Source organism: Yeosuana sp., from assembly GCF_057126245.1.
On the sequence record NZ_DBNGMQ010000050.1, the window covers coordinates 160,118 to 168,995 of the forward strand.

An 8,878-nucleotide genomic window follows, 5' to 3' on the forward strand; every position below is an offset into this window, starting at 1 on the left:
TAAGTTATGAACTTAATCGACGTGGATAATAATAGGTAATTTGAATTCAGTTTTAACTTGCTGACCTCGTTTTAATGCTGGAAATATTTTAGGCAAAGCCTCTAAACTTTCAGCTAGTAAGGCTTTTATATTTGGTATTTCTAGACTTGTAACAGAATCAACGTTTACACTTAATAAGGATATAACGCCTTTATCTGAAACCTGAAGTTTTAAGTTAACCGTGTCTTTAATATCTTGAGTGACAACAATGGTATCTTTCTGTAAATGGCTTGTAATATGGCTCGTTAAAGTTGTTTCAAAACACTGTTTCCGTTCTTGCTTGGCAGATGACGAATCGCATACCGAAAAGGAAGGATATTCATCAACATCGTTCCAATTAAAGGTTTGCAGCTCTTCCTTTAAAATAGCTTCGGAAGATGTTTTTTTTACATTAAAATACTCACAGGACATGAGCATTAAAATAGATAAAAAAACGCAAACTTTCTTCATGGTTTTAAACTAAAACCGAAAAGTACAATTTTTTTCGGTTATCAATCTTCCTTTTTGCCTTCTTTAACGAATTTCTCCTTGTTAAGCTCATGTATTCTGTATTCAACTAGACTTAAAAAATTGCTCTCAGGAAATCTTATTTTAAAAACTTTATATATAGTTATTCGGGTTTCTATATCTTTATAATATTGGTCTTTTGTATATACCAAAAAGAAATGTGCACGCTCATTATCTGAATTTTCTTCAATAGCTTTACCGAAGGCCTCCAATGCTTCCTTATATTTTTTTTGTCTATTTAATACCATCCCTAAATTAACATATTCATCATCTAATGGGTAATCTTGTAATTCCAGTGACATTGCAATAAATTTTTCAGCTTTTTGAAAATCTTCAATACGCTCATATAATTTTCCAAGAATATAAAGGTTTGAGGCATTTTTCGGATTGTACTTTAAAGCATTCTCAATGTGTATAATCGCTTTTTCGTATTCAAGAATTTTCACGTACGACCTGCTTAGTTTTTCATGGATAAACTCTGAAGATTCGTTTAAAGAAATAAGTTTTTCAAACCAAACAACGGCTTCTTCATATTGTTTTCTAAGGAAGTAATTTTGGGCTTTTAAATTAATGAGCTCCTTATTATTTTCATAAGAAGACAAACCTATATCAATATATTTTTCGGCTAAAGAACCCCTTCCTTTCTGCAAATTATATTTGGCGAGTCTGTATATCGCTTTTTGATGTGTACTATCTAGTTGAAAGGTGTTATAAAATCTATTTTGTGCGGTTGAGTCTCCTAATTTCTCTAAAACCAAACCTAACTCGTAGTGATAGTTCGGGTTTTTGTAATCGATATAAACTAAATCGTTAAACATCTTTGCGGCTTCTTTATCTTTTTTCGAGCTCGCCAATAATTTCGCATATTCATATTTTAAAAGCGCATCTTTAGGATGCGCTTCAATACTAAATTCATAATGTTTTATAGCGTCCTCATAATTACCTAAAGCCATATAGGATTTTGCTATTTTATCAAAAACGTCAGGCTGTTTATCATATAATCTATACTGCTCAATCGCTTTTGAATAATTTCCGTTTGCATATAAACTGTCCGCAAGGTTTAAAACCGATGTTTGGGCTTCGGTTTTAATAACTATTATAATTAAAAACACGAAGGTTTGTCTAATCAATTTTATGCTCTTTTAGTTTATTATCAGCTACTTGAAATATTATTGGTAAAGAATATGGCACTGTAACGGCTTTTCCTTTTTGTTTTCCAGGAATCATTTTAGGAAGTGTTTTTATAACTCTTATAGCTTCTGCTTCTAATGCTGGATGGGGTGCTCTGGAACGTACATCAACAATGTCACCTTCTCTGTTTATTTTAAAAATCACGTGAATACGTTGCCTCCCTATTAACTTCAATTCGTCAGCCAACTTCGTATTAAAATTTTTATTTACATGCATTGAAATTTCTTTGGACATACAATCTTTTTGCTCTTCGTTGGTAGATAAAGATTCGCAGCCTGGAAATAATGGTACTTGGTCTATCACTCCAAAAGGCACTTCAATACCTTGTAAAACATCGGCAAAAAACGAATCATTAAATCCGTCATCACTCGTTAGAATTAATAATTCTTTTAATGATTTGTTTTCTATATCAGTCATATCCCCTTGTAACTGAATTTGCTCAAAAACACCAGATATTTTAGACATCAATTTAGTTTTTGGCTCTATCTCCATAAACGTTTGCACTTCTTCAACTAATTTTAAATCTAATACATCGTGCTTGGCTATTTTTAATAATAAATTCAACCCACTATTTTCTTTGTCACTCGTATTGCCTTGTTCTTGAATTTGGTGTTTAACGACTTTTATTTTTTCAATTAATGAACTTGGATTGTCTTTTTTTGTTACCAATTGTGTATCTCTCTTTTGTGAATAAGAATTCTGAATACAAGATGTATATACCAACATTGCAAGTATCATCGGAATTAAAAGTGCATACTTAAATAAATTAATTTGTTTTGATTTTGATTTTTGTAACATAACGATTCGTTTTTTGATTAATGATTGTTTAAAAAATGGATTGATGAATGAAATATTTTTAGTTTCAAAAACTTGTGATAACAAGCTTTGATAATAGTTGGTTTTATCTTGGGCTTTTGATGCCTTTTCATCAGCAATAAATTCGTGAACGGTCATCAATCTGTTTTGATACATATACACCAAAGGATTAAACCAAAACATAATGCGCATCCATTCAAAAAATAATAAATCTAGTGTATGTCTTTGTTTTACATGCACTATTTCATGCTGTAAAATAGATTCCTTTTCATGCTCACTTATTCGTTCTCCTAAAAAGATATAGTTGAAAAATGAAAACGCCGCCGTACTGTTGATAAGTTTAACAATATTAAAACGGTCTATTTTATTCTTTGGATTTTTATATAATAGCCAACCTATTTTAACAACTTTAAAGACAAATAGAAGTGCTGCTAGCAGCATTCCCATATAAAGTATTAGTTCCCAATTAAAAACAGATTGCGCTTTTATATTGATAGGTTCAAAGGCTATTTGACTTATGTTTCCTTTTAAATCCTCTCCTATAAAGACTTCAGGCAGTCTCATAATATATTGTTCGGGCACCACATTTTTGAAGCTATCAACCTTAACGAATGGCAAAATAACGGATATGATAGCGGTAGATATAAGATATAATCTATTCCAATTAAAAAAGGTTTCCTTTCTTAGAAAAACATCAAACACTAAAAGAAAAAAGGTTTGAAACGCTATAGTTTGTATTATATAATGTAACATAATTATTCCTTTTTATTGATGTCCTTTAAAACGGATTCCAGTTCATTTAAACTAATGTCGTTCTTCTTAACAAAAAAAGACACCATGCTTTTAAAAGACCCTTGAAAATAATTGTCAACCAATTTATTGATAGATTGATTGCTATAATCTTGCTGCTTCACGACTGGAAAATACACATGACCCTTTCCTTTTTTTTCGTAATCTACAAATCCTTTGCTTTCTAAAATTCTAACTATGGTTGATACCGTATTATAAGCTGGTTTTGGTTCTGGAAATTCTTTTATCATCGCTTTTACATTGGCCTTTTTTAACTGCCATAGTATTTGCATAATATCTTCTTCAGCTTTTGTGAGTTGCTTCATCAGTCGAGTCGTATTAGTTTTATTTTTTTTCTTTAAGTTGGTCTATTCGCTCTTTATAGTTATCATTCCCACTTAATTCATAGGCTTTCATGACATTTTTTAAAGCATTTCCGTTATCGTTTTTAGCTTCATAATAATCTGCCATTGAATCATAAGCGTTTGGACTTTTTGGATAATATTCGATAACGGCTTCAAAATACATTTTTGCCTTATCAAATTGTTGCATATCCATATTCATATAGCCAGACATATTTAAAAGTTCCTCTGGATACGGTGGTACTTGATACCCAAAATGTGACTGCAGTTTCTTCGCTCTATATTTAATTAAGTTAGATAATTCTTCTTTTGGAGTATCAAATGAATTTATTTTATCAGTATTCTCCATTTGAAACCATTCAAAAAGAGATATCAACCCATCCATAATAGACGGAAACGGAACGGTGCCATGTATATCTCTTGGATAAAATTTCCAAGCAAAAGACAATCCATTTTTGGAATTTTGCTTAACCAAATTAGAAAAAGCGATATTAGAACGGGGAAACACGGTAAAGTCGGTTGTATCTTGCATGACATTATTTATGGTAACCTGTGAGTTCTGCATATGCAATTGTCCACTTAAAGACATAAATAAGGATTTACCATCATATCTTTTAGTTTCGAGAATTTGTTTTGACTCATTTAATACCTTTTGGTTGTCCCAATCTAAACTCGGATCGATTGCCAAATAGTTATTAAATAATTCTGGATGATTAATGAGTGTGTAAACAGTAAACAAACCTCCATAAGAATGACCAATTAATGTTCTAAAATGAGTTACGGGATATTTGTTCTCTATATATGGAATAAGTTCTTTCTCAATGAAATTAGTAAAATTTTCAGCTTTACCGTTTTCTTCATTAAACGGCATTCCATAGTTTGTTGTTATGGTTGAAGTCGTTAAATCTCTCACTCTATTTTTACTGTTAGAAATGCCTACAATAACCATTTCTGGTAAGAATCCGCCACTATAAAAATCATGTGCCATACTAACTGTAGGTAAAAACACCTCTCCATCTAAAATGAAAACAACAGGATATTTCTTATGATTATCATGGTTGTAAGTTGCTGGAACCTGTACATAAATCTCTCTATAATCTTTTAAAACTTCGGAATACAGACTATCTACAACGCCTACTTTATATAAATGATGTTCATCTTTTTGAGCGCATACATATTTTTGACTAAAAATGACAAACCCAATAATTAATAGTATTCTTATTCTAAATGACATTTTGTGGTATTTTAAATTAATCACGGTGTATTATTTTATATTTTTACAACTAAATACTTAGTTTAAAAATCAAATATAACTAATTTTTTAGTTTGAACTAATTTTTTAGTTAAAAAATGTAACAATCATTTTATAAATTAGACCAACTTAAGTAGCATATCATTACATGGACATTATTTTAGTTATCATTTCTACATTATTTATTGTACTTGGTTTATTAGGTAGCTTATTACCTGTTCTTCCCGGGCCTCCATTAAGTTGGTTAGGTCTTTTAATACTTAATTTTACCAACAGTATTCAAATGAGTACATCCTTATTAGTAGTAACTGGAGTTATTGCTATCATTATATTAATTTTAGATTATATCATTCCAGCTGTTGGAACCAAGAAGTTTGGAGGAAGCAGAAATGGAATGATTGGCACTACCATTGGTCTTGTTATTGGTCTACTAAGTCCCATTCCTGGTGGTATCATTATTGGTCCGTTTATAGGTGCTTTTATTGGAGAAATGATGAACAAAAATGATTCAAAACTGGCTTTTAAAGCTGCCATAGGTTCATTTTTAGGGTTTTTAGCCTCCACATTTATTAAAATCATTATCGGTATTATTTATTTAGGAATCTATGTAAGTAAGCTTTGGGAATATAGAAGCGATTTATTCACTATATAAAATGAAGAACCCTGTGGGTCTCTCACCTCCACAGGGTTAATGTAAATTGCTATTGTCAACATTAAATTGAGGGATTAATTAATTTGAAGTGCTGACGTTACAAAATTATAAAGATAATTTCAATTCAAACTGCGGTAAAACCGTAAATACGAAACAAATTTGCCAGAATACGCTATCATTCTTTTATAAATAATAAAAAAACCCTTTGAATCTATCACTTCCAAAAGGTTATTGTAAATTGTTATTATCAACATAAAATCGCTATAATTAATTTAAAATATTGACTTGATAAAAGTATTAAAAAGCTTTAGGTTTTAAATTAACATATGTTAAGACCTATATTTTTAAGTTATATATAATTTAAAGGGTCCTTGTATTTATAAAATAAATCCTTTTTTTCTGGCCTCATTAATAAGAGTCTCATCTTGACCGTCATCAATTAAAAAGATTTCTTTAAGTTGCTTTTTACGTTTTTCTATAGCGCTTAATGAGATATCTAAATGAGTAGCGAGGCTTTTGTTTTTCGCACCTTGAGATAGTAAATATAATATCCTTCTATTTTTATCATCAATAACGATATCACTCTCATTCGTTTTTCTTAAATGGCTATTGACTGTGCCGCTGTAGAATGGTGGATTATTAAGCACTGCTTGAAATGCACTTGACAACTCACTGGAAGTCAAATCACTTTTTATTAAAAATCCTTCCGGATTAATAGTTTTTATGATGTTGTGAATTCTATACGATTCATCAAACATGGTTAATATTATAATTTTTGCCTGAGGTAAAATTTTTCGAGCATAAATAGCTAAGTCTTCTCCTGAGTTCATTAACCCATCTTTTGAAGGAGGTAAACTTATATCTACAAAAAGAACTTGATATGGACTATTATTTTTGATTGACTTATCCATAAAATGAATGGCCTCATCACAATTGTTGGCAATATCTATAACTAAAACCTGATTCTCTTTTTTAGTAAACTGCAAGGTGTTTTGGTACCCTTCAATAATCATAGGGTGGTCATCAATCATTAATATCTTTATAGTTTCTGTCATATTCTTAATAGTTAAACGGGGACTTTTATTTCAACTGTTGTTCCTATGCCTTTTTCTGATATAATACTAATTTCACCATTGATTTCATTAACTCTTGACTTCATGTTTTTCAATCCAATTCCAGTCTTAACCTTGTTCACATCAAAACCAGAACCATTATCTTTTATAGTTAATAAAATTACGTCATTTTTTTGTTGAATCCCAATATTTATAAAGCTCGCATTCGCATGTTTATAAATATTATGAATGGACTCTTGTATAATTCTATAAATATGAATTTTATTTTTATTTGATAAATCATCCCAATTAATGGAATCATCATAACTAAAGGTATATTCTAATTGATATGCTTCAGTTTGAGTTTCCAAAAGGGTTTTTATAATGTCCAAGAATCCAGAACCCGAAATAAAATCTGTGTTTAATTCATGCGACACTTTTCTAATATCCTCTTCAATTTTTTTAAGATCTTGAATGTATTTACTTCTGGTATTAACAGCTTCTTCGCTAGACGCCATATTTAAGCTATCTAAACTTAACCGTGTACCAAATAAACGTCCTAGGACGCCATCGTGAAGTTCTTGGGAAATATTTTTCTTTTCTAGTGTTCTTGCCTCTTCAACTTTTTCTTGCTGAGATAACATAAGGTTGTAAATTTCCTCATTAGCTTCTTGTTGTTTTTGTACAAATCTTAATTCATTATTCTTAGAACGCTGACTAATGATGACATAAATGAGTAATGCTGAAATTAATAATATGACAGAAATGATGGTTAACCATAATTTTTCTCTAGCAATTTGAATGTTTTTCTGTTCTATTTCTTTAGTCTCAAAACGAATTCTGGCAAATTTATTTCGTATTGTACGTTCATTTTGAACTAAACTATCATTAAGTTTAATATATTCTTTATAGTGTTTTACTGCAACACTATCGTCTTCTATTTTAGAGAGTAATAGTAAGGATTTTAATAAATCATCGTTATGATATTGTTCCGAGATGTTTTTGGCTTTTCGGGCATAATATTTAGCAGAATCTTTATTTCTATTGTAATTGTAATATTCCGCTAAATGTTGATTTATTATTATTGAGTTATAATTATTATCAATACTATCGCAAATCTTTATCGCTCTTAAATACAAACCAGGAAGTTGTTCAAAATCTCCTGACAAAAACAAACAATGAGCATAATTATCTAAAGCCAACACATGAACATCTGGATGATTATTTAATAATTCTTTATCACTTAATATTTTTTCATATTTCTCAATTGCCAAATCATAATGTTTAGCCTTTTTGTAGGCAAAAGCTAAATTGTTTTTGGATAACCCAATACTTCTTTTAAAATCTCCTTTTAATTTTTCTTTAATTTCAAGAGCTATGTTATGATACTTTATTGACTCATCAAACTGTTCCAATTCATTAAAAACTATCCCTAAATTATTATAAATAAAAGATTTATACTTTTCAATATCGTTATTAGACTCAAGGTTTTCTAGTAAAGAAATTGCCTCTATTGAAGTCACTTCGCTACCGGTATAATCTTTTTCGTTACATTGAATTGCGGCTATCCCGTAATAAGTTATGGCTAATTCATACTTTAAATTAGTTCTTTTAAAAACTTTTTCCGCATTATGATAATAATAATAAGCACTATCGCTTATTAAAGAATATCTGTATAATTCAGCAATCTTATATTTCTCTTTTGCGATTGTAATAGAGTCTAAATCTGTAGAAGATTTTAATATTTTATGAATAGAATCAATTTTTTGCAAGTTTGGCTCAATTTGAGCATAAAACTTAGAAAAACAAAAAAACAGAATAAAGTAAAATATTTTATATTTCAATTTAGATTATTTATTGACTTTACCCCAAATGTATTTATAATTTTTTAATTAAATACTAGACTTTATTTACATAAAAAAAATCCTATGCATTAACTGCATAGGATTTTTTTTATTCTTTAATTATTTTTTTTAATCATGTCCTTGCCCACCAGTAAAAAGTGTTTCTGTATTATCAGGTGATTGTAGTACATCATCTTCATTTAAATCTTGTTTTGTACAAGCGGTAAATGCTAAAAACAATAATGCCAATATCAAAGTAATTCTTAAGGCTTTCATATATATTCAATTTTAAGGTTATACAATTTTCTCTTAAATTATTTTTTTAAATAATTCAATAGTTTTTAAGACTTTGAAATCAAAATCTTAATTGAGGG

The 8,878-nt window shown here is 29.5% G+C and carries 9 protein-coding genes; 1 reads left to right on the plus strand and 8 read right to left on the minus strand.

Going from position 1 to position 8,878, the window contains the following annotated elements:
- Positions 1-12: 12 nt before the first annotated feature.
- Genes AC15TD_RS06125 through AC15TD_RS06145 form a run of 5 tightly spaced genes read right to left on the minus strand, consistent with a single transcriptional unit; the run spans position 13 to position 4,938 of the window.
- A complete protein-coding gene (locus AC15TD_RS06125) occupies positions 13-489 on the minus strand; it encodes an energy transducer TonB (RefSeq protein ID WP_484451253.1) in 477 nt (158 codons plus the stop codon).
- A 41-nt stretch (positions 490-530) separates the two neighbouring features.
- Positions 531-1,676, minus strand: coding sequence for a tetratricopeptide repeat protein (locus AC15TD_RS06130; RefSeq protein WP_484451254.1), 1,146 nt, complete (start codon positions 1,674-1,676; stop codon positions 531-533).
- Positions 1,669-3,306 (minus strand): M56 family metallopeptidase, encoded by a 1,638-nt coding sequence (locus tag AC15TD_RS06135; RefSeq protein ID WP_484451255.1) that lies wholly within the window; start codon positions 3,304-3,306, stop codon positions 1,669-1,671. The genes AC15TD_RS06130 and AC15TD_RS06135 overlap by 8 nt, the downstream gene beginning before the upstream one ends.
- A gap of 2 nt (positions 3,307-3,308) precedes the next feature.
- Positions 3,309-3,668: a BlaI/MecI/CopY family transcriptional regulator gene (locus AC15TD_RS06140; protein WP_484451256.1), complete on the minus strand. Its 360-nt coding sequence runs from the start codon at positions 3,666-3,668 to the stop codon at positions 3,309-3,311.
- Between the two features lie 19 nt (positions 3,669-3,687).
- Positions 3,688-4,938 (minus strand): alpha/beta hydrolase-fold protein, encoded by a 1,251-nt coding sequence (locus AC15TD_RS06145; RefSeq protein WP_484451257.1) that lies wholly within the window; start codon positions 4,936-4,938, stop codon positions 3,688-3,690.
- 166 nt (positions 4,939-5,104) lie between these two features.
- On the opposite strand from AC15TD_RS06145, the gene AC15TD_RS06150 reads away from it, so the two are divergent.
- A complete protein-coding gene (locus AC15TD_RS06150) occupies positions 5,105-5,608 on the plus strand; it encodes a DUF456 domain-containing protein (protein WP_484451258.1) in 504 nt (167 codons plus the stop codon).
- A gap of 377 nt (positions 5,609-5,985) precedes the next feature.
- Here the strand turns inward: AC15TD_RS06150 and AC15TD_RS06155 are convergent, their stop codons facing one another.
- The 3 genes from AC15TD_RS06155 to AC15TD_RS06165 form a co-directional block, all read right to left on the minus strand.
- A complete protein-coding gene (locus AC15TD_RS06155) occupies positions 5,986-6,663 on the minus strand; it encodes a DNA-binding response regulator (protein WP_484451259.1) in 678 nt (225 codons plus the stop codon).
- A gap of 11 nt (positions 6,664-6,674) precedes the next feature.
- On the minus strand, positions 6,675-8,432 hold the full coding sequence (locus tag AC15TD_RS06160; protein WP_484451260.1) for an ATP-binding protein: 1,758 nt from the start codon (positions 8,430-8,432) through the stop codon (positions 6,675-6,677).
- A 201-nt stretch (positions 8,433-8,633) separates the two neighbouring features.
- On the minus strand, positions 8,634-8,780 hold the full coding sequence (locus AC15TD_RS06165; RefSeq protein ID WP_484451261.1) for a hypothetical protein: 147 nt from the start codon (positions 8,778-8,780) through the stop codon (positions 8,634-8,636).
- Positions 8,781-8,878 lie beyond the last annotated feature (98 nt).

Coding starts and splice junctions, on each gene's coding strand:
- AC15TD_RS06125 (WP_484451253.1), bottom strand. CDS start 489: ATGAAGAAAGTTTGCGTTTTTTTATCTATTTTAATGCTCATGTCCTGT.
- AC15TD_RS06135 (WP_484451255.1), bottom strand. CDS start 3,306: ATGTTACATTATATAATACAAACTATAGCGTTTCAAACCTTTTTTCTT.
- AC15TD_RS06140 (WP_484451256.1), bottom strand. CDS start 3,668: ATGAAGCAACTCACAAAAGCTGAAGAAGATATTATGCAAATACTATGG.
- AC15TD_RS06145 (WP_484451257.1), bottom strand. CDS start 4,938: ATGTCATTTAGAATAAGAATACTATTAATTATTGGGTTTGTCATTTTT.
- AC15TD_RS06150 (WP_484451258.1), top strand. CDS start 5,105: ATGGACATTATTTTAGTTATCATTTCTACATTATTTATTGTACTTGGT.
- AC15TD_RS06155 (WP_484451259.1), bottom strand. CDS start 6,663: ATGACAGAAACTATAAAGATATTAATGATTGATGACCACCCTATGATT.
- AC15TD_RS06165 (WP_484451261.1), bottom strand. CDS start 8,780: ATGAAAGCCTTAAGAATTACTTTGATATTGGCATTATTGTTTTTAGCA.